At 68.6% G+C, this 18,521-nt stretch carries 16 protein-coding genes; all 16 read left to right on the plus strand.

All coding sequences use genetic code 11. The features are described 5' to 3' along the window. Positions 1–24: 24 nt before the first annotated feature. On the plus strand, positions 25–972 hold the full coding sequence (gene rsmH, locus HF203_RS03860; RefSeq protein ID WP_343043877.1) for a 16S rRNA (cytosine(1402)-N(4))-methyltransferase RsmH: 948 nt from the start codon (positions 25–27) through the stop codon (positions 970–972). Continuing rightward, on the plus strand, positions 959–1,249 hold the full coding sequence (gene ftsL / locus HF203_RS03865; protein ID WP_168666751.1) for a cell division protein FtsL: 291 nt from the start codon (positions 959–961) through the stop codon (positions 1,247–1,249). Before rsmH ends, ftsL begins: the two co-directional genes overlap by 14 nt. Beyond that, complete coding sequence (locus tag HF203_RS03870; RefSeq protein ID WP_168666753.1) at positions 1,236–3,002, plus strand: peptidoglycan D,D-transpeptidase FtsI family protein; 1,767 nt, start codon at positions 1,236–1,238, stop codon at positions 3,000–3,002. Before ftsL ends, HF203_RS03870 begins: the two co-directional genes overlap by 14 nt. After that, positions 3,002–4,555: a UDP-N-acetylmuramoyl-L-alanyl-D-glutamate--2,6-diaminopimelate ligase gene (locus HF203_RS03875; RefSeq protein ID WP_210424620.1), complete on the plus strand. Its 1,554-nt coding sequence runs from the start codon at positions 3,002–3,004 to the stop codon at positions 4,553–4,555. Before HF203_RS03870 ends, HF203_RS03875 begins: the two co-directional genes overlap by 1 nt. Further along, on the plus strand, positions 4,555–5,964 hold the full coding sequence (locus tag HF203_RS03880; RefSeq protein WP_168666755.1) for a UDP-N-acetylmuramoyl-tripeptide--D-alanyl-D-alanine ligase: 1,410 nt from the start codon (positions 4,555–4,557) through the stop codon (positions 5,962–5,964). The genes HF203_RS03875 and HF203_RS03880 overlap by 1 nt, the downstream gene beginning before the upstream one ends. Continuing rightward, positions 5,945–7,027, plus strand: coding sequence for a phospho-N-acetylmuramoyl-pentapeptide-transferase (mraY, locus tag HF203_RS03885; protein WP_168666757.1), 1,083 nt, complete (start codon positions 5,945–5,947; stop codon positions 7,025–7,027). Before HF203_RS03880 ends, mraY begins: the two co-directional genes overlap by 20 nt. A 1-nt stretch (position 7,028) precedes the next feature. Next, a complete protein-coding gene (murD, locus tag HF203_RS03890; protein ID WP_168666759.1) occupies positions 7,029–8,396 on the plus strand; it encodes a UDP-N-acetylmuramoyl-L-alanine--D-glutamate ligase in 1,368 nt (455 codons plus the stop codon). After that, the gene (gene ftsW, locus HF203_RS03895; protein WP_168666761.1) at positions 8,393–9,589 is read left to right on the plus strand and encodes a putative lipid II flippase FtsW; all 1,197 of its coding nucleotides are present in this window, start codon (positions 8,393–8,395) and stop codon (positions 9,587–9,589) included. The genes murD and ftsW overlap by 4 nt, the downstream gene beginning before the upstream one ends. Next, positions 9,574–10,650, plus strand: coding sequence for an undecaprenyldiphospho-muramoylpentapeptide beta-N-acetylglucosaminyltransferase (murG, locus tag HF203_RS03900; RefSeq protein WP_168666763.1), 1,077 nt, complete (start codon positions 9,574–9,576; stop codon positions 10,648–10,650). Before ftsW ends, murG begins: the two co-directional genes overlap by 16 nt. After that, positions 10,647–12,074, plus strand: coding sequence for a UDP-N-acetylmuramate--L-alanine ligase (murC, locus tag HF203_RS03905; protein ID WP_168666764.1), 1,428 nt, complete (start codon positions 10,647–10,649; stop codon positions 12,072–12,074). Before murG ends, murC begins: the two co-directional genes overlap by 4 nt. Further along, positions 12,074–12,970, plus strand: coding sequence for a UDP-N-acetylmuramate dehydrogenase (murB, locus tag HF203_RS03910; RefSeq protein WP_168666938.1), 897 nt, complete (start codon positions 12,074–12,076; stop codon positions 12,968–12,970). Before murC ends, murB begins: the two co-directional genes overlap by 1 nt. Beyond that, positions 12,967–13,902 carry a D-alanine--D-alanine ligase gene (locus tag HF203_RS03915; protein WP_168666766.1) on the plus strand — a complete coding sequence of 312 codons (936 nt, stop codon included), beginning with the start codon at positions 12,967–12,969 and terminating at the stop codon, positions 13,900–13,902. Before murB ends, HF203_RS03915 begins: the two co-directional genes overlap by 4 nt. Next, positions 13,895–14,695 carry a cell division protein FtsQ/DivIB gene (locus HF203_RS03920; protein WP_343043878.1) on the plus strand — a complete coding sequence of 267 codons (801 nt, stop codon included), beginning with the start codon at positions 13,895–13,897 and terminating at the stop codon, positions 14,693–14,695. The genes HF203_RS03915 and HF203_RS03920 overlap by 8 nt, the downstream gene beginning before the upstream one ends. A 6-nt stretch (positions 14,696–14,701) precedes the next feature. Further along, positions 14,702–15,937, plus strand: coding sequence for a cell division protein FtsA (gene ftsA, locus HF203_RS03925; RefSeq protein WP_168666768.1), 1,236 nt, complete (start codon positions 14,702–14,704; stop codon positions 15,935–15,937). Between the two features lie 210 nt (positions 15,938–16,147). Beyond that, positions 16,148–17,311, plus strand: a complete 1,164-nt coding sequence (ftsZ, locus tag HF203_RS03930; protein WP_168666770.1) for a cell division protein FtsZ — start codon at positions 16,148–16,150, stop codon at positions 17,309–17,311. A gap of 253 nt (positions 17,312–17,564) precedes the next feature. Next, positions 17,565–18,476 (plus strand): UDP-3-O-acyl-N-acetylglucosamine deacetylase, encoded by a 912-nt coding sequence (lpxC, locus tag HF203_RS03935; RefSeq protein WP_168666772.1) that lies wholly within the window; start codon positions 17,565–17,567, stop codon positions 18,474–18,476. The last annotated feature ends 45 nt before the right edge of the window (positions 18,477–18,521 follow it).

The raw sequence follows: 18,521 nt of genomic DNA on the forward strand, positions 1-18,521 counted from the left end.
ATGCCTCAACCATGCCACGATCCCGTGGACACCCAGATCATTCATCGTTCGGTCCTGCTCGAAGAGGCGGTGAACGCATTGGTGACCGACCCGAATGGACGCTATGTCGATGCCACCTTTGGGCGCGGTGGTCACAGCCGTGCGGTCCTTGCGCGTCTCGGCGCGGCGGGGCGACTGATCGGGCTCGACCGTGATCCCGAGGCGGTCGCTGCCGCGCGCGCGCTTACCGATTCGCGTTTTCGTATCCTCCACCGCCCCTTCAGCGCCATTGCCACCGCACTCGCCGAGGCCGGCGAGCACGCGCCGCTCTCCGGCCTTCTGCTCGATCTCGGCGTCTCCTCGCCGCAGCTCGATACCGCCGCGCGTGGCTTCAGCTTCAGCGCCGACGGGCCGCTCGACATGCGCATGGATCCGACCCGAGGTGAGTCGGCCGCCGCCTGGCTGATGCGCGCCGAGCAACAGGAAATCGCGCGGGTGTTGCGCGAGTTTGGCGAGGAGCGCTTCGCCAAGCGCATCGCGCGCGCCATCTGTGAGCGTCGCGCCGAGGCGCCGTTGCGTACCACCGCCGAGCTTGCTGCGCTGGTCGAGCGTGCCCAGCCGGGGCGGCGCGAGCCGGGCAAGCACCCGGCCACCCGCACCTTCCAGGCGCTGCGTATCCAGGTCAACGACGAACTCGGCGAGATCGAGCGTTGTCTTGATCAGGTCTGCGACCTGCTCGCCCCCGGTGGGCGGCTGGTGGTGATCAGCTTCCACTCGTTGGAGGACCGCATCGTCAAGCATTTCATGCGCCGCGAGTCGCGTGGCGCGGTGTTGCCCAAGGGGGTGCCGGTGACCGGTGGTCCGGCGCCGGGGCGGCTGCGGCTGCTCGGCAAGGCGCAGCGCCCCTCGACGGCCGAGTCCGAGTCCAACCCGCGGGCGCGCAGCGCGATCATGCGGGTGGCCGAACGGAGCCACGCCGATGACGCGCACTGAGTTCTGGATCGTTGCCGCACTGGGGGTGGTGGTGATGGTCTCGGCCATCGCCGTGGTCCACACCAAGTACCTCACCCGGGTGCACTTCGCCCAGCTCCAGGACCTGCGTGCCCAGCGCGATGCCATCGACGTCGAGTGGAGCCGGTTGCGCCTCGAGGAGGCGACGCTCTCCACCCATCGGCGTATCCAGCAGATCGCGCGCGAGCAGCTCGGCATGTATACCCCGCGTCTCGAGGATGTGTTGTTGCTCGAGGAGACCGGCCATGGCCAACCCTAGCCGTCGCCCCCGCCGCCCGCTCGAGTCGCCGCAGCGTCGCCGGCCCAACCTGGTGTTGCGCCGACGATTACTGATGGTGGGGTTGGCGGTGGCCTTCGTGCTGCTCGGTGCCGGGGTCTTCTACCGCCAGGTGGTCGAGACCGATTTTCTCCAGACCGAGGGCGAGCGGCGCTATCTGCGGGTGGCCGAGATCCCCGCGCGACGCGGTATGATCAGCGACCGCAATGGCGAGCCGCTGGCCGTCAGTACCCCGGTCGAGACGGTGTGGGCCGATCCGCGCAAGCTCGTCGAGCGGCTCGACGTGTTGCCCGAGCTGGCGCGGGACCTGGATCTCGACCCGCAGGCACTGCGCGAGCGGGTGCTCGCCAAATCCGAGCGTGGCTTCATCTATCTCAAGCGTCGCATCGACTTCGACGAGGCGCGCGCGGTGCGCGAGCTGATCGCCCGCGAGCACCTGGCGGGGGTCGATTTCGAGTCCGAGTACCGTCGCTTCTACCCTGGGGCCGAGGTGTTCGGGCACGTCATCGGTTTCACCGATATCGAGGACCGTGGCCAGGAAGGGATCGAGTTCGCCCATGACGCCCAGCTCCAGTCCGAGCCAGGGCTGCGGCGGGTGATCCGCGACGGGCGCAAGCGTATCGTCCAAGAGGTCGAGCAGCTGCGCCCGCCGCGTCAGGGTACCGATCTGGTGCTGAGTCTCGACCGCCGCTTGCAGTTCCTCGCCTATCGCGAGCTGCTGGCGGCGGTGCGTGAGCACGAGGCCGTCGGCGGGACCTTGGTCGCGCTCGACGTCGATACCGGCGAGGTGCTGGCGATGGTCAACCAGCCCGGCTACAACCCCAATGCGTTGCGCGATGGCGGTAGCGAGCGCCGTCGTAACCGTTGTGTTACCGATGTGATCGAGCCCGGCTCCACGGTCAAACCGTTGGTGGTGGCCGCGGCGCTCGAGCGCGGCCTAGTCACCCCCACCACCGAGATCGATACCGAGCCGGGTTACTTCCGGGTCGGGCGCAACCTGGTGCGTGATGTCCACGACTACGGCCTGCTCGATGTCACCGGGGTGCTGGCCAAGTCGAGCAACGTCGGCGTGGTCAAGATCGCGCAGATGATGGAGTACGCCGATCTCTGGTCGCTCTACGACGACCTCGGATTCGGTCACGTCACCGGCATCGGCTTTCCCGGCGAGAGCCCTGGCAACCTGCGTCACTACTCCGACTGGCGGGTGTTCGAACACGCCACGCTCGCCTTCGGCTACGGCCTGTCGGTGACCACGCTGCAGTTGGCCCAGGCCTATGCCACGCTCGCCGCCGATGGCATCAAACGCCCGCTCACCCTGCTCAAACGCGAACCGGGGGCGGTGGTCCCCGGTACCCGGGTACTCAGTGCCGAGACCGCGCGGGCGGTGCGCACCATGATGGAACAGGTGGTGTCCGAGAAGGGCACCGCCCGGCGCGCGGCGATCGCCGGCTATCGCGTGGCGGGCAAGACCGGAACGGCGAAGAAGGCCGGTCCCAACGGGTATGCGGGCCGGCGTTATCAGGCGGTGTTCGCCGGCTTCGCCCCGGCCGAGCGCCCGAGGTTGGTGATGGTGGTGATGATCGACGAGCCGCATGGCAGGTCCTACTACGCCGGGGTGGTTGCCGCCCCGGTGTTCCAGAAGGTGATGGAGGGGGCGCTGCGGCTGTTCAATGTGCCGCCGGATAATCCGCCCCCATCGATGTTGCTGAGCGGTCGCGGAGGATCGGCGCTGTGATGGCACTGTCCTCGACCCCTTGCGCCTGGCGTCTGGGTGACTTGATCGACGGGTTCGCCGAGGCCGGCGAGGCCGCCGACCGTCCGGTGTGCTCGATCGCACTCGATAGTCGGGTGCTGTCGCAGGGTGCGCTCTTTCTCGCCTGTCAGGGCAGCAGTCTGCACGGGCTGGCCTTCGCCCAGGAGGCCAAGCATCGCGGTGCGACGGCGATCCTCGCCGAGGTCTCGCTCGATTGGCCGGTCGATGCCATCCTCGACCTCAGCGCCTGTCTCGGCCTGCCGGTGATCCCGGTCGAGGGGCTCTCGGCCCAGGCCAGTGCGCTCGCCGCGCGTTTCTACGGCGCGCCCAGCGAGCGCCTGGAGCTGTTCGGGGTCACCGGCACCAATGGTAAGACCAGCGTCAGCCATTTCCTCGCTCAGGCGCTGGCCCCGGAACTCGACTGTGCGGTGATCGGCACCCTCGGCAACGGCTTCCCCGGGGCGCTGCGTTCGCCGACCCATACCACGCCGGATGCGGTCTCGCTGCAGGCGCAGCTCGAATCGTTGCGCGCTCAGGGCGCGCGCGCGGTGGCGATGGAGGTCTCCTCGCACGCGCTCGATCAGGGCCGCACCAGCGCCGCGCGTTTCACCCATGCCATCTTCACCAATCTCAGCCGCGACCACCTCGACTATCACGGCGACATGACCGCCTATGGCGAGGCCAAGCGCCGCCTCTTCTTGTGCCCGGGGCTGCAGTGGGCGGTGCTCAATCTCGACGACCCGTTCAGCGCGCGTCTGCTCGAGACCCTGCCCGCCGAGGTCCAGGTCGCCGGTTACGGCATTGACCCCGAGGGTCCGACCCCGTCGCGCTGTGCGCTGCGGCTGCGTGCCCTGGCCATCGAGCCGCGTCCGCACAGCCTCTATCTGCACGTCGAGTCGCGCACCACCCGGCGCACCGAGCGCGCCGAGCTTGAGGTCGGACTGATCGGTCGCTTCAACGCCGCCAACCTCCTCGCGGTACTGGCGGTGATGTGCTCGCGCGGGCTGCCGCTGGAGCGTGCGGTCCGTGAGCTGGCGCGCATCCGCGGGGTGCCGGGGCGGATGGAGTGTTTCGGCGGCGGTGATGCGCCGCTGGTGGTGGTCGACTACGCCCACACCCCGGATGCGCTGGAGAAGGCGCTGGTCAATGTCCGCGAGCACACCCGTGGGCGACTGATCACGGTGTTCGGCTGCGGCGGTGATCGCGATCGCGGTAAACGCCCGTTGATGGGGGCGATCGCCGAGAGTCTCAGCGATGGCCTGATCCTCACCGACGACAACCCGCGCACCGAGTCGCCCGAGGCCATCGTCGCTAACATCCTCGACGGGATCGGCGAGCGCGAGCGGGTGCGCGTCGAGCACCAGCGTGGTCTGGCGATCCGGTTAGCGATCGCGCTCGCCGGTCGCGGCGACGCGGTGCTGGTCGCGGGCAAGGGGCATGAGACCTATCAGGACATGGGTGACTTGAAGAGACGATTCAGCGATCGCGCACAGGCCGTCGAGGCGTTGCGCGAGTGGCGGGAGGGACATCACTGATGTGGACGCTAGGCGAGGCCGTGGCCGCGGCCGGGGGCCGACTCCAGGGGGCCGATTGCCGTTTCGACGGGGTTGGGACCGATAGTCGGGTCGACTGCAGCGGCCAGTTGTTCGTGGCCCTGCGTGGGCCGCGTTTCGACGCTCACGAGCACGTTGAAGCGGCGCGCCGTGCCGGCGCAGTGGCGGCGCTGGTCGATCACCCGGTGGCGGTCGACCTGCCACAGTGGGTGGTCGATGACACTCGGCTCGGGCTAGGTCGGTTGGCGCACGCCTGGCGGGCGCGGCTGCGCGCCCGGGTGGTGGCGATCACCGGAAGCAACGGTAAGACCACCGTCAAGGAGATGGTTGCGGCGATCCTCGGCCAGGCCGGGCGGGTGCACGCCACCCGCGGCAATCTCAACAACGACATCGGCATGCCGCTGACCCTCCTCGGGGCGCGCGACGAGGACTTCCTGGTGCTCGAGATGGGCGCCAACCACCCCGGCGAGATCGGTTACATGACCGATATCGCCCGCCCCGACGTGGCACTGATCACCAATGCCGGGCGCGCCCACCTCGAGGGTTTCGGATCGGTCGAGGGGGTCGCCCGCGCCAAGGGTGAGATCGCCCGCGGGCTGCTCCCGCACGGCATTCTGGTGGTGCCCGAGGACTCGCCCTACACCGGGCTGTGGCGCGAGCTGGCGTTCGCCCAGCGCGTCTCGACCTTCGCCATCGACGACGCACCGCGCACCCCGGCAGCGGTGCGCCCGGCGCTCAGCGCCGAGCGTACCGGGATCCGCGTCGAGTGGGATGATCACGGGTTTCGGACCCGCTTCGTCGCGCGTTACGGTGGTGCCGAGCACGACCTCGCGCTGCCACTGGCGGGCGAGCACAACGTGCGCAATGCCCTAGCGGCGAGCACCGTGGCGCTCGCCCTCGGCGTCGAGGGTGAGGCGATCCGCGACGGGCTGGCCGCGCTGCGCCCGGTCCCTGGCCGGCTCTGCCCACGGCGGTGTGGGGCGGGGCGGCTGCACCTGATCGACGACACCTATAACGCCAACCCCGACTCGATCGCCGCGGCGATCGCGGTGCTGACGGCCTTTGCCGGACGGCGCTGGCTGGTGCTCGGGGATCTCGGCGAACTCGGCCCCGAGGCCGAGTCGCTGCACCGCCAGATCGGAGAGCAGGCGCGTGCCGCAGGCATCGAGCGCCTCGCTGCGGTGGGGCCGCTGAGCGCCGCGACGGTCGCCGCCTTCGGTGCCGGGGGGGCGCACTTTGTCGATCAGGAGAGCCTGGTTGCCGCGCTGCGCGATGAACTCGGCGCCGCTGATCGGGTTCTGGTCAAGGGTTCGCGCACCGCGCGGATGGAATGCATCGTAGAGGCGCTCTGCGCCGTTGGAGGAGACGAGTTTGCTGCTGTATCTGACTGATTGGCTCGCCGGGCTCGATAGCGGGTTCAGCGTCTTCCGCTATCTCACCCTGCGCGCCATCCTCGGGGTGCTGACCGCGCTGGCGATCGCCTTGCTGGTGGGGCGGCCGATGATCCGTCGGCTGCGCGCCTACAAGATCGGCCAGACGGTGCGCGACGACGGCCCGCAGAGCCATCTGTCGAAGTCCGGCACCCCGACCATGGGCGGCGCGCTGATCCTGGTGGCGGTCGCTGTCAGCACCCTGCTGTGGGCCGACCTCAGCAATCACTATGTGTGGATCGTGCTGCTCACCACCCTGGCCTTTGGCCTCATCGGCCTGGTCGACGACTACAAGAAGCTGGTGCTGCGCGACCCGCGTGGGTTGCCGGCGCGCTGGAAGTATCTGTGGCAGACGGTGTTCGGTTTCGTCGCCGCCGTCGCGCTCTATGCCAGTGCCACCACCCCGGCCGAGACCGCGCTGTTGATCCCCTATCTCAAAAACGTCTCGATCCAGCTCGGCCCCTGGTTCATCCTGCTGACCTATTTCGTCATCGTCGGCTCGAGCAACGCGGTCAACCTCACTGATGGGCTCGACGGACTGGCGATCATGCCCACGGTGCTGGTGACCGGGGCGCTGGGTATCTTCGTCTATGCCAGTGGGCATGCCGAGATCGCTGACTATCTCCTGATCCCTTATGTCGCCGACGTCGGCGAGCTGGTGATCTTCTGTGCCGCGCTGGTCGGTGCCGGACTCGGCTTTCTCTGGTTCAACGCCTATCCGGCGCAGGTGTTCATGGGGGATGTCGGCGCGCTCGCGCTCGGCGCGGCGATCGGCACCGTGGCGGTGGCCGCGCGTCAGGAGCTGGTGCTGTTCGTGATGGGTGGGGTGTTCGTGGTCGAGACCATCTCGGTGATGCTCCAGGTGATGTCGTTCAAGCTCACCGGCAAGCGCATCTTCCGCATGGCGCCGCTGCACCATCACTTCGAGCTGCAGGGCTGGCCGGAGCCGCGGGTGATCGTGCGTTTTTGGATCGTCACCGTGGTGCTGGTGCTGATCGGACTGGCGAGCCTGAAGATCCGCTGATATGACACGCGCACAGACCCACTCCCCAGCCCCCAAGACCCTGGTCGTCGGCCTCGGCAAGACCGGGCTGTCCTGCGCGCGCTACCTGCATGCCCAGGGTGTGCCGACAGCGGTGACCGACTCGCGCGCCCAGCCCCCGGGGCTCGATGCGTTGCGCGAGTCGTTGCCCGAGCTGGCGGTGTTCGTCGGCGGTTTCGAGCGCGAGGTGTTCGAGGCTGCCGAGCAGCTGGTGGTCAGCCCCGGGGTGGCGCTCGCCGAGCCGCTGATCGCCGCGGCGATGGCCCGTGGGGTCGAGGTGGTCGGTGACATCGAGCTGTTCGCCCGCGCCGCGCGCGCGCCGATCTGCGCCATCACTGGCTCCAACGGCAAGAGCACGGTGACCTCGCTGCTCGGGCTGATGGCGCGGCTGGCCGGTCGGCGCGCGGCGGTCGGTGGCAACCTCGGCGAGCCGGCGCTGGAGTTGCTCGACGCGCGCGCCGAACTCTATGTGCTCGAACTCTCGAGCTTCCAGCTCGAGACCACCCACAGTCTCGCCGCCGAGGTCGCGGTGGTGCTCAACCTCTCCCCCGATCACATGGATCGCTATCCGGATCTCGCCGCCTACGCCGCGGCCAAGGCGCGCATCTATCGCGGTGCGCGGGTGGCGGTGGTCAACCGCGACGATCCCGAGGTGATGGCGATGGTCGCCGCCGCACCCGAGCGCCCCTTGATCGGCTTCACCCTCGGTGAGCCGGGGATGGACGACTACGGGGTGCGCCGTCATCAGGGGGTCGAGTGGATCTGTCGCGGTGAGACCCCGCTGCTCGAGTGCGCGCGCCTTACCTTGGCTGGACGCCACAACCTCGCCAACGCGCTCGCCGCGCTGGCGCTGGCCGAGGCCTGTGGGCTGCCGCGCGCGGCCTGCTGCAAGGCGCTGACCAACTTCCCCGGGCTGGCGCACCGCTGCGAGTTGGTGCGCGAGCGTGACGGGGTGTGCTGGTACGACGATTCCAAGGGCACCAACCCGGGCGCCACCGTGGCCGCGCTCGACGGGCTGGTTGGCGAGGGCGATGCCGCTCGGGTGGTGCTGATCGCCGGTGGCGACGGTAAGGGCGCGGACTTCGCCTTGCTGCGCCCGGCGGTGGCGCGTGTTGCTCGCGCGGTGGTGTTGATCGGGCGTGATGCGCCCCTGCTCGCGGCGGCGCTCGCCGACGTGGTGCCGGTGTGCCACGCCGAGGACATGGCCGCGGCGGTGCGTCAGGCCGCCGCGCTGGCACAGCCTGGGGATCGGGTGCTGCTCTCGCCGGCGTGTGCGAGCTTCGATATGTTCGAGGGCTATGCCCATCGTGGCCGGGTCTTCGCCGAGGCGGTACGAGGGCTGCCGACATGAGTGTCGCGGCCCGTCCGGTGCGCAACCCACGCCGTCGGCGCGAGCGCCTGGCGCCGTTCGATCACGCGCTGCTGATCTGCGTGCTCGGGCTGCTCGGCTTCGGGCTGGTGATGGTCGCCTCGGCGTCGATGTCGATCGCCGAGAGCTGTTGTGGTACGCCCTTCTATTACGTGATCCGTCATACCATCGCGTTGCTGCTTGGCCTGGTCGGCGGGGTACTCGCCTATCGACTACCGCTGCTGTGGTGGGAGCGCTATGGGGCCTGGTTGTTCCTGTTCGGCATCTTCGCGCTGCTGGTGGTGCTAATCCCCGGGCTCGGGCACTCGGTCAACGGCGCGACACGCTGGATCCCGCTCGGCCCCTTCAACCTCCAGCCTTCAGAGTTCATGAAGCTGTTCGCGGTGGTCTACATCGCCGGCTATCTGGTGCGTCACGCCGACGCCGTGGCCAATCGACTCTCGGGGTTCATCCGACCGATGATCCTGGTCGGCGTGGCCGGGGCGCTGATCCTGATGCAGCCGGACTTCGGCACCACCGCGGTGATGCTCGCCACGGTGATGGGGATGCTCTTCCTCGGTGGGGTGAGTGTGCTGCCCTTCGTGGTGCTGATCGCGGTGGTCGGTGCCGGCCTGGTCGCCCTGGTGTTCGTCTCGCCCTATCGGATGCAGCGTGTCACCTCCTTCCTCGACCCCTTCGAGGATCCCTTCAACACCGGCTATCAACTCAGTCAGGCGCTGATCGCCTTCGGCCGTGGCGAGTGGCTCGGGGTCGGGCTCGGCAACGGTATCCAGAAACAGTTCTTCCTGCCCGAGGCGCACACCGACTTCCTCGCCTCGGTCATCGGCGAGGAGTTCGGTCTGCTCGGTACCCTGGTGTTGGTGGCCGCCTTCGTCTTCGTCACCTGGCGCGCCTTCGCCATCGGCGCCCGTGCTCAAGCCGTGGGCAAGGCCTTCGCCGCCCATGTCGCCCAGGGTATCGGGCTGTGGATCGGGATGCAGGCGTTCGTCAACATCGGGGTCAACGTGGGGCTGCTCCCGACCAAGGGGCTGACCCTGCCGTTTCTCAGTTATGGCAGCAACAGCCTGATCGTCGCCTGTGTGGCGGTGGGGCTGTTGCTGCGAATCGATGCCACGGTGCGTCTGGCGCAGTCGGAGGCAGGACCAAGACGGGGGTTGAAATGGGTCCGTGCATAGGCGTCATGGCCGGAGGCACCGGCGGTCATGTGTTTCCCGCGTTGGCGGTGGCCGAGCGGCTGCGCGCCGAGGGCGTGCGGGTGTTCTGGATCGGCACCCGGCGCGGCATGGAGTCGCGGCTGGTGCCCGCGCACGACTTCGAGATCGAATGGATCGGTATCGAAGGGGTGCGTGGCAAGGGGTGGCTCAGTCGTGTGCTCGCCCCCTGGCGGTTGGCGCGTGCCTCGTGGCAGGCCGCACGCATCCTGCGCCGGCGGCGTCCGGCGCTGGTGCTCGGTATGGGCGGTTTCGTCTCCGGGCCGGGTGGGGTGATGGCGCGCGTGCTCGGCATCCCGCTGGTGGTGCAGGAGCAGAATCGGGTGCCGGGGCTGACCAATCAGTGGCTGTCGCGGATCGCACGTCGGGTCTTCGAGGGCTTTCCAGGGAGCTTTCCGGTTGGCCGTGCCGAGGTTAGCGGCAATCCGGTACGCGCCGAGATCGCCGCCTTACCGGCCCCGGCCGCGCGTTGGCGTGACCGTGACGGAGCGGTGCGGCTGTTGGTGCTCGGCGGTTCGCTCGGGGCGCTCGCGCTCAATCGCACGCTCGCTCCGGCGCTCGCCCGACTCGCTCCCGAGGCGCGTCCGGTGGTGCGTCATCAGGCCGGTACGCGCACCCTGGACGAGGCGCGCGCGGCCTATCGCGAGGCCGAGGTCGAGGCCGAGGTGGTGCCCTTCATCGACGACATGGCTGCGGCCTATGCCTGGGCCGATCTGGTGGTCTGTCGTGCCGGTGCGTTGACCGTCTCGGAGCTGGCCGCCGCCGGGGTCGGTGCGGTGCTGGTGCCCTATCCCCATGCCGTCGACGACCACCAGCGGGCCAATGCCGGCTATCTGGTCGAGGCCGGAGCGGCGCGCTTGCTGGCGCAGCCCGAACTCACCGCCGGGCGTCTCGCCGAACTGCTCGCCGAGCTGCTCGGCGACCGTGCCGGGTTACTGACGATGGCCGAGGCGGCACGTGGTCGTGCCCGGCCCGATGCGGCGGCACGGATCGCTGCATGCTGTCTTGAGGAGGCGAGGCGATGAACGCACACCTGACACATACCGCGGCCAACATGGGGCGGGTGCGACGGCTGCACTTTGTCGGTATCGGCGGGGCCGGGATGAGCGGTATCGCTGAGCTGATGGCCAACCTCGGTTACGAGGTCAGCGGTTCGGACCTGCGCGAGAGCGAGGTCACCCGTCGGCTCGTCGGGCTCGGCGCCGAGGTCTGTATCGGGCACCGCGCCGAGCAGGTCGTCGATGCCGACGCAGTGGTGGTCTCGACGGCGATCGACGAGGACAACCCCGAGATCCGCGCCGCCCGTGCCGGGCGCATCCCGATCGTCCGGCGCGCCGAGATGCTCGCCGAGCTGATGCGCTTTTACTATGGCGTGGCGGTGGCCGGCACCCATGGCAAGACCACCACCACCAGCTTGGTGGCGAGCGTGCTCGCCGAGGGCGGGCTCGACCCGACCTTCGTCATCGGCGGGCGGCTCAACAGCGCCGGGGCCAACGCCAAGCTCGGCACCACCAAGTACCTGGTGGCCGAGGCCGACGAGAGCGATGCCTCATTCCTATATCTGCAGCCGATGGTGTCGATCGTCACCAATATCGATGCCGATCACATGCACACCTATGGCAACGACTTCTCGCGGTTGCGTAGCACCTTCGTCGAGTTCCTCCATCACCTGCCCTTCTATGGGCTGGCGGTACTCTGTATCGACGACCCGGTGGTGCACGGATTGGTCTCGACCATCCCCCGGCCGGTGCGGACCTATGGCACCCACCCCGAGGCCGATGTGCGTGCCAGCGCGCTGCGTCAGTGCGGCATGCGTACCAGCTTCCGCGTCGAGAGCGATGCCCTCGACGCACCGCTCGAACTGACCCTCAACCTGCCCGGCCGGCACAACGTGCTCAACGCCCTGGCGGCGATTACCGTGGCGCTCGAACTCGGCGTCGAGGAGCGGGCGATCGCACGTGCGTTGTCGCGTTTCGAGGGGGTGGGGCGGCGCTTCGTCGCTCACGAACTGCACGATGCCTGGGGGCGTGATCTACTGGTGGTCGACGACTACGGCCATCATCCGCGCGAGCTTGCCGCGACCCTGGCGGCGGCGCGCGAGGGGTGGCCGGGGCGACGGTTGGTGCTGGTGTTCCAGCCGCACCGTTATTCGCGGACCCAGGAGCAGTTCGACGACTTCGTGGCGGTGCTCTCGGGGGTCGATACCCTGGTGCTCTGCGAGGTCTACGCGGCCGGGGAGCAGCCGATCCCCGGTGCCGATGGGCGTGCCCTGAGCCGCGCCATCCGCACCCGTGGCGAGTGCGATCCGGTGTTCGTCGAGGGCCCCGATGCAGTGCCGGAACTGTTGCCCAACCTGCTCGAGGACGGCGATATCCTGCTGCTGGCCGGGGCCGGCGACATCGGCCGGTTGGCGGCGCGATTGCCCCAACTGCTGGAGCGGGGGCAATGATGGGGACAGCGACCACACCCTGGCGCGGCACCCTGCTCGAGCACGAGCCGCTGGCCCGTTATACCAGCTGGCGGGTCGGTGGTCCGGCGCGCCGGCTCTATCGTCCCGCCGACCTCGACGATCTCGCCGTCTTCCTCGCCGCGCTCGACCCCGACGAGCCGCTACTGTGGCTGGGGCTGGGGAGCAATGTGTTGATCGACGACGCCGGTTTCCCCGGCACCGTGATCCACACCCTGGGCTGTCTCGACGGGCTCGTGCGTCACGGCGCGCACGGCCTGCGGGTCGGTGCCGGGGTGGCCTGCGCCAAGCTCGCCCGTGTCGCCGCGCGCGCCGACCTGGTGGGTGTCGAGTTCCTCGCCGGCATCCCCGGCACCCTCGGCGGTGCCCTGGCGATGAACGCCGGCGCCTGGGGTGGCGAGACCTGGCCGTGGATCGAACGGGTACGCACCATCGACCGACGGGGGCGGATTCGCGAGCGTCCGGCGAGCGATTTCACCCCGGGCTATCGCGAGGTGCGGGGGCCGTTGGGTGAGTGGTTCGTCGGCGCCGATCTGGCCCTCGAACCGGGGGATGGCGCCGCGGCCATGGCGCGCATCCGCGCCCTGCTCGAGCGGCGCGCCGCCAGCCAACCGATCGGTCAGCCGAGCTGCGGCTCGGTGTTCCGCAACCCGCCCGGGGATCATGCCGCACGGTTGATCGAGGCCAACGGGCTCAAGGGCCGGCGTCTCGGCGGGGCCCAGGTCTCGGAGCGCCACGCCAATTTCATCATCAATACGGGCGATGCCACGGCCCGGGACATCGCCGAGTTGATCACGCTGGTGCAGACCACGGTCGAGCATGCCAGCGGGGTGCGGCTGATGCCCGAGGTGCGGCGGGTCGTCGGGGGGGAGTCATGACCAGGCATCGGGTTCAGGATGCGGCCGAGTTCGGTCGGGTCGCGGTGCTGCTCGGCGGCGCGGCGGCCGAGCGCGAGATCTCGCTCAAGAGTGGGCGAGCGGTCCTCGAGGCGCTACGCCGTCAGGGCGTCGACGCCGAACCGATCGATCCCGAGGCGGATGTCCTCGAGCGGCTGCGCGCCGGCGGCTTCGCCCGCGCCTTCGTGGTGCTCCATGGTCGTGGTGGCGAGGACGGTCAGATCCAGGGGGCGCTCGAGCGTATCGGCATGCCCTATACCGGCTCCGGGGTGCTCGGCTCGGCGCTGGGCATGGACAAGCATCGCTGCAAGCGGCTGTGGGCGGGGGGCGGTCTGCCCACCGCCGAGGCGGTGCTGCTGCGCGACGAGGACGATCTGCCGGCCGCCGCCGCGCTCGGCTTCCCGTTGATGATCAAACCGGTGCACGAGGGCTCGAGCATCGGTATGGCCAAGGTCGTCGACGCCGCCGGGCTGGCCGCCGCCTGGCGCGAGGCGAGCGCCTTCGACACCCTGGTGCTGGCCGAACGCTGGATCGACGGGCCGGAGTACACCTGCGCCATCCTCGGCGAGGAGGCGTTGCCGTTGATCCGGTTGGAGACGCCCAACGTCTTCTACGACTACGAGGCCAAGTACAGTGCCGATACCACCCGTTACTTCTGCCCCTGCGGGCTGGAGCCGGCGCGTGAGCATGCGCTGCAGTCGCTCGCGCTCGACGCCTTCGAGCAGGCCGGGGCGAGCGGCTGGGGGCGGGTCGATCTGATGCTCGATGCTGCGGGCAATCCCTTCCTGCTCGAGATCAACACGGTGCCGGGGATGACCGATCACAGCCTGGTGCCGATAGCCGCGCGGGCGGCGGGAATGGACTTCGAGCGGTTGGTGTGGCGCATCCTGGAGACGAGTCTCGGCCGTGGCTGAACGACGCCGCCGTGGGGCCACCAGGAAGCGCCCGCTGTCACAGCGGCTGGGGCGCTCGCGTTGGCGTGTGCTGCTCGGGGTGGCGTTGCTGCTGGCGATGCCGCTCGGGATTTGGCAGTTCATCCAGGAGGAACCGGGGTTGTTGCCGGTGCGGGTGATCAAGGTCGAGGGTGAGTTGCATCATCACTCCTCGGCGTTGCTCAGCCAGACCCTGAGCGAGCGGCTCGACGGCGGCATCCTGACCGCCGATCTAGTCGAGCTCAAGCGCGCGGCCGAGTCACTGGCCTGGGTCGGCCATGCCAGCCTGCGCCGGGTGTGGCCCGATCAGCTCCTGGTGCTGGTCGAGGAGCATCGCCCGATCGCGCGCTGGAACGAGGATGGTCTGGTGACCGCCGAGGGGGTGGTGTTCCGACCGCGTGCCGCGACCCTGCCGCCGGGGTTGCCGGTGCTCGAGGGTGAGGAGGCGCGCGCCGCCGAGCTGGCGAGCCGCTATCTGCGCTGGCGCGATCAGCTGATGCTGGCCGGTCATCTGATCCAGACCCTGGCGGTCGACCCGCGCGGTGATTGGCGCATCGAGCTGGTGATGGGCACCGAGTTGCGGCTCGGTTCCGAGCAGGTCGAGGAGCGGCTCGCCCGCTTCATCGCCAACGCCCCACAGCTCGAGGCGGTTGGACAACTGTTGGTCGTGGATCTGCGCTACAGCAATGGGTTCGCCGTGCGCTGGGCGGACCAGACACAGGCGCAGGTTCGCGCGAACTCGGGCCACCCAGGGTGGCCCGACAATCGAGGATAGAAGCGGATGTCGCGACGTAACGACAAGAATCTCTTGGTGGGCCTGGATATCGGGACCTCCAAGGTCGCCGCCCTGATCGGCGAACTCAAGGATGACGATCAGATCGAGGTCATCGGGATCGGCACGCACCCCTCGCGCGGGCTCAAGCGCGGGGTGGTGGTCGATATCGAGTCGACGGTGCAGTCGATCCAGCGCGCGGTGGAGGAGGCCGAGTTGATGGCCGGCTGCGAGATCCACTCGGTGCATGCCGGGATCGCCGGTAGCCACATCCGGAGTCGCAACTCCGATGGGGTCACTGGGGTGAGCGAGGGTGAGGTCACCCAGGCCGACGTCGACCGGGTGATCGACTCGGCGCGTGCGGTGGCGATCCCGGCCGATCAAAAGATCCTGCACATCCTGCCGCAGGAATTCGTCATCGACGATCAGGACGGGGTGCGCGAGCCGATCGGCATGTGTGGGGTGCGGCTCGAGGCCAAGGTGCATATCGTCACCGGCGCGGCCAGTGCGGCCCAGAACGTCACCAAGTGTATCCGTCGCTGCGGGCTCGAGGTCGACGATCTGGTGCTCTCGCAGCTGAGTTCGAGCTATTCGGTGCTCGGTGAGGACGAGAAGGAACTCGGCGTCTGTCTGGTCGACATCGGTGCCGGTACCACCGACCTGGCAGTGTTCACCAATGGCGCCATCCGTCATACCGCGGTGATCCCGATCGCCGGTGACCAGGTCACCAACGACATCGCTGTGGCACTGCGCACGCCCACCCAGCACGCCGAACAGATCAAGGTCGCACACGCCTGCGCGCTCGCCCAACTCGCCGCCGACAGTGAGGCGATCGAGGTGCCGAGCATCGGCGACCGGCCGCCGCGACGGCTCTCGCGCCAGATGCTCGCCGAAGTCGCCGAGCCGCGCTACGAGGAGTTGCTGACCCTGCTGCAGAACGAGCTGCGACGCAGCGGGCTCGAGGACATGGTCGCCGGTGGCGTGGTGTTGACCGGTGGCGGGGCGAAGATGGAGGGGCTGGTCGAGTTGGCCGAGTCGGTGTTCGACATGCCCGTGCGCCTGGGGATGCCGCAGCACATCATCGGCATGCCCGAGGTGGTCGACAACCCCGCCTACGCCACTGGTGTGGGGCTGCTGATGTATGCGCGCCAGCACCGCTTCGCGCGGGCGCCGGAGCTTGCCGAGGGTCCGGGGCTACCGGGGATGTGGTCGTGGATGCGGCGCTGGTTCCAGGGCAATTTCTAGAGGGACGACATCGTCACCCCGGCGTTGCCGGTGGGGCGATGTCCGCAGGGCGGTGCCGCAGCCGGCACCGTAGTCAGGATGGACCGCAACCTGCGGTCTCAGGCCTCGGGTCGTCGCCTCGACTCGGGGATGTCGGGGGGCGGTGTCGCCTGGAGCGGCGCCGACGAGGTTTCAGGTCTTTGCGCACTGCAACAAGAGAGGAGTTTTCACATGTTCGAACTGATGGACACCCATAGCCAAAACGCGGTCATCAAGGTCATCGGCGTCGGTGGTGGTGGCGGCAACGCGGTCAACCACATGGTCGCATCGACCATCGAGGGCGTCGATTTCATCTGCGCCAACACCGACGCTCAGGCGTTGAAGAACTCCAACGTCAAGACCATCCTGCAGCTCGGTGCCGCGATCACCAAGGGGCTGGGGGCGGGTGCTGACCCCGAGGTCGGGCGCAACGCCGCGATGGAGGATCGCGATCGCATCCAGGACGCGCTCGAGGGTGCTGACATGGTCTTCATCACCGCCGGCATGGGCGGTGGGACTGGTACCGGTGCCGCTCCGGTGGTCGCCCAGGTCGCCAAGGAGCTGGGCATCCTCACCGTCGCCGTGGTCACCAAGCCCTTCCCCTTCGAGGGCGGCAAGCGTCGGCGCGTGGCCGATGAGGGCATCGCCGAGCTGGCGACCAATGTCGATTCGCTGATCACCATCCCCAACGAGAAGCTGCTGGCGGTACTGGGTAAGGAGATGAGCCTGCTCGATGCCTTCCGGGCCGCCAACGACGTGCTGCTCAACGCCACCCAGGGCATCGCCGAGCTGATCACCCGTCCCGGGCTGATCAACGTCGACTTCGCCGACGTCAAGACGGTGATGTCGGAGATGGGGGTGGCGATGATGGGTACCGGCGCAGCCCAAGGTGAGAACCGTGCCCGCGAGGCGGCCGAGGCGGCGATTCGCAGCCCGCTGCTCGAGGACATCGATCTCGCCGGCGCCCGCGGTATCCTGGTCAACATCACCGCCGGGATGAGCCTCACCATCGGTGAGTTCGACGAGGTCGGCAGCACGGTGCGCGAGTTCGCCGACGATGACGCCACCGTGGTGGTCGGCACCGTGGTCGACCCCGAACTCGAGGACGAGCTGCGGGTGACCGTGGTCGCCACCGGACTCGGCGCTGGGCATCGCGCCAAGACCCGGCGTTCGGGGCTGCAGGAGCCGGCGATGCGGCTGGTGAGCGGTGACGGCGAGGGTTCGCCCGACTATCGCGAGCTCGATCGCCGCCCGGCGGTCTATCGCAAGGGTGGGGCGGCGGCGTCCGAGTCGGTCGGCGACAGCGATCTCGACTATCTCGACATCCCCGCCTTCTTGCGCCGACAGGCCGATTGATCAGGGGTTTCCCTGTAACTGAAAGGCCTTTTAAAACAGGGGTGTCGTCTCTGGTTGCGTGCCGAACTTGATAAATGTCCGGGAAAACCCTAAGCTACCCTGCAACCTGCACGTCGTGCCGACGTGCGCTCATGACTCGAGCATAGGATGAGTGCGCGGGACCGGTCCACCCCCGGTCCCGTGCGTTGGACTCGAAGAACAGCGGGCAGGGACTGCCGTCGGCCGCTGTGGATAGCGAGGGGTAACCCGGGCGATGATCAAGCAACGCACCTTGAAGACTGCGATCCAGACCACCGGCGTGGGGCTCCACACCGGTGACAAGGTTGCGCTCACCCTGCGTCCGGCCGCCCCGGATACCGGGATCGTGTTCCGGCGGGTCGATCTCGATACCCCGGTCGAGATCCCGGCAACCCCCTTTAATGTCGGTGACACCCGGCTCTCGACGACCCTGGTGAGCGGTGAGGTGCGTGTCTCCACCGTCGAGCACCTGCTGGCCGCCTTTGCCGGTTTCGGCATCGACAACGCCTATGTCGACCTCGGTGCCGCCGAGGTGCCGATCATGGATGGCAGTGCCGCGCCCTTCGCCTTCCTGATCCAGTCGGCCGGGGTCGAGGAGCAGTCCAAGGCCAAGCGCTTTATCCGCATCAAGCGTCCGGTCGAGGTGCGCGACGGCGACAAATTCGCCCGCTTCACGCCCTACCACGGCTTTCGCGTCGACTTCTCCATCGAGTTCGATCACCCGGCCTTCCAGGTCCGCGCCAACCAGGCCAGTATCGATCTCTCGACCCAGTCGTTCGTGCGCGAGGTCAGTCGTGCTCGGACCTTCGGTTTCCTCAAGGACATTGAGGCGCTGCGGCAGCACAACCTCGCCCTCGGTGGCAGCCTCGACAATGCCGTGGTGGTCGACGAATATCGGGTCCTCAACGAGGAGGGGTTGCGTTACGATGACGAGTTCGTGCGTCACAAGATGCTCGATGCCATCGGCGACCTCTACCTGCTCGGCCACTCGTTGGTCGGTGCCTTTTGCGGCCACAAGTCCGGCCACGCGCTCAACAACGCCTTGGTCCGGGCGCTGGTTGCCGATGTTGCTGCCTGGGAAGAGGTCAGCTTCGAGGACGGCGAGCGTGCACCCATCGGTTACGGTCAACCGGTGGCCGCGATCTGAGCCGCCGGGTCCGGGCGGGGTGCCTCGATGACACTCGGCCCCGCG

Source organism: Marichromatium bheemlicum (genome assembly GCF_012276755.1).
GTDB lineage: Bacteria > Pseudomonadota > Gammaproteobacteria > Chromatiales > Chromatiaceae > Marichromatium > Marichromatium bheemlicum.

Excerpts from the sequence above, each read along its gene's own strand:
- ftsL (WP_168666751.1), top strand. The coding sequence starts at position 959 with ATGACGCGCACTGAGTTCTGGATCGTTGCCGCACTGGGGGTGGTGGTG.
- HF203_RS03880 (WP_168666755.1), top strand. The coding sequence starts at position 4,555 with ATGTGGACGCTAGGCGAGGCCGTGGCCGCGGCCGGGGGCCGACTCCAG.
- ftsZ (WP_168666770.1), top strand. The coding sequence starts at position 16,148 with ATGTTCGAACTGATGGACACCCATAGCCAAAACGCGGTCATCAAGGTC.
- lpxC (WP_168666772.1), top strand. The coding sequence starts at position 17,565 with ATGATCAAGCAACGCACCTTGAAGACTGCGATCCAGACCACCGGCGTG.
- HF203_RS03915 (WP_168666766.1), top strand. The coding sequence starts at position 12,967 with ATGACCAGGCATCGGGTTCAGGATGCGGCCGAGTTCGGTCGGGTCGCG.
- HF203_RS03870 (WP_168666753.1), top strand. The coding sequence starts at position 1,236 with ATGGCCAACCCTAGCCGTCGCCCCCGCCGCCCGCTCGAGTCGCCGCAG.
- ftsA (WP_168666768.1), top strand. The coding sequence starts at position 14,702 with ATGTCGCGACGTAACGACAAGAATCTCTTGGTGGGCCTGGATATCGGG.
- murD (WP_168666759.1), top strand. The coding sequence starts at position 7,029 with ATGACACGCGCACAGACCCACTCCCCAGCCCCCAAGACCCTGGTCGTC.
- HF203_RS03875 (WP_210424620.1), top strand. The coding sequence starts at position 3,002 with ATGGCACTGTCCTCGACCCCTTGCGCCTGGCGTCTGGGTGACTTGATC.
- murG (WP_168666763.1), top strand. The coding sequence starts at position 9,574 with ATGGGTCCGTGCATAGGCGTCATGGCCGGAGGCACCGGCGGTCATGTG.
- murB (WP_168666938.1), top strand. The coding sequence starts at position 12,074 with ATGGGGACAGCGACCACACCCTGGCGCGGCACCCTGCTCGAGCACGAG.
- ftsW (WP_168666761.1), top strand. The coding sequence starts at position 8,393 with ATGAGTGTCGCGGCCCGTCCGGTGCGCAACCCACGCCGTCGGCGCGAG.
- murC (WP_168666764.1), top strand. The coding sequence starts at position 10,647 with ATGAACGCACACCTGACACATACCGCGGCCAACATGGGGCGGGTGCGA.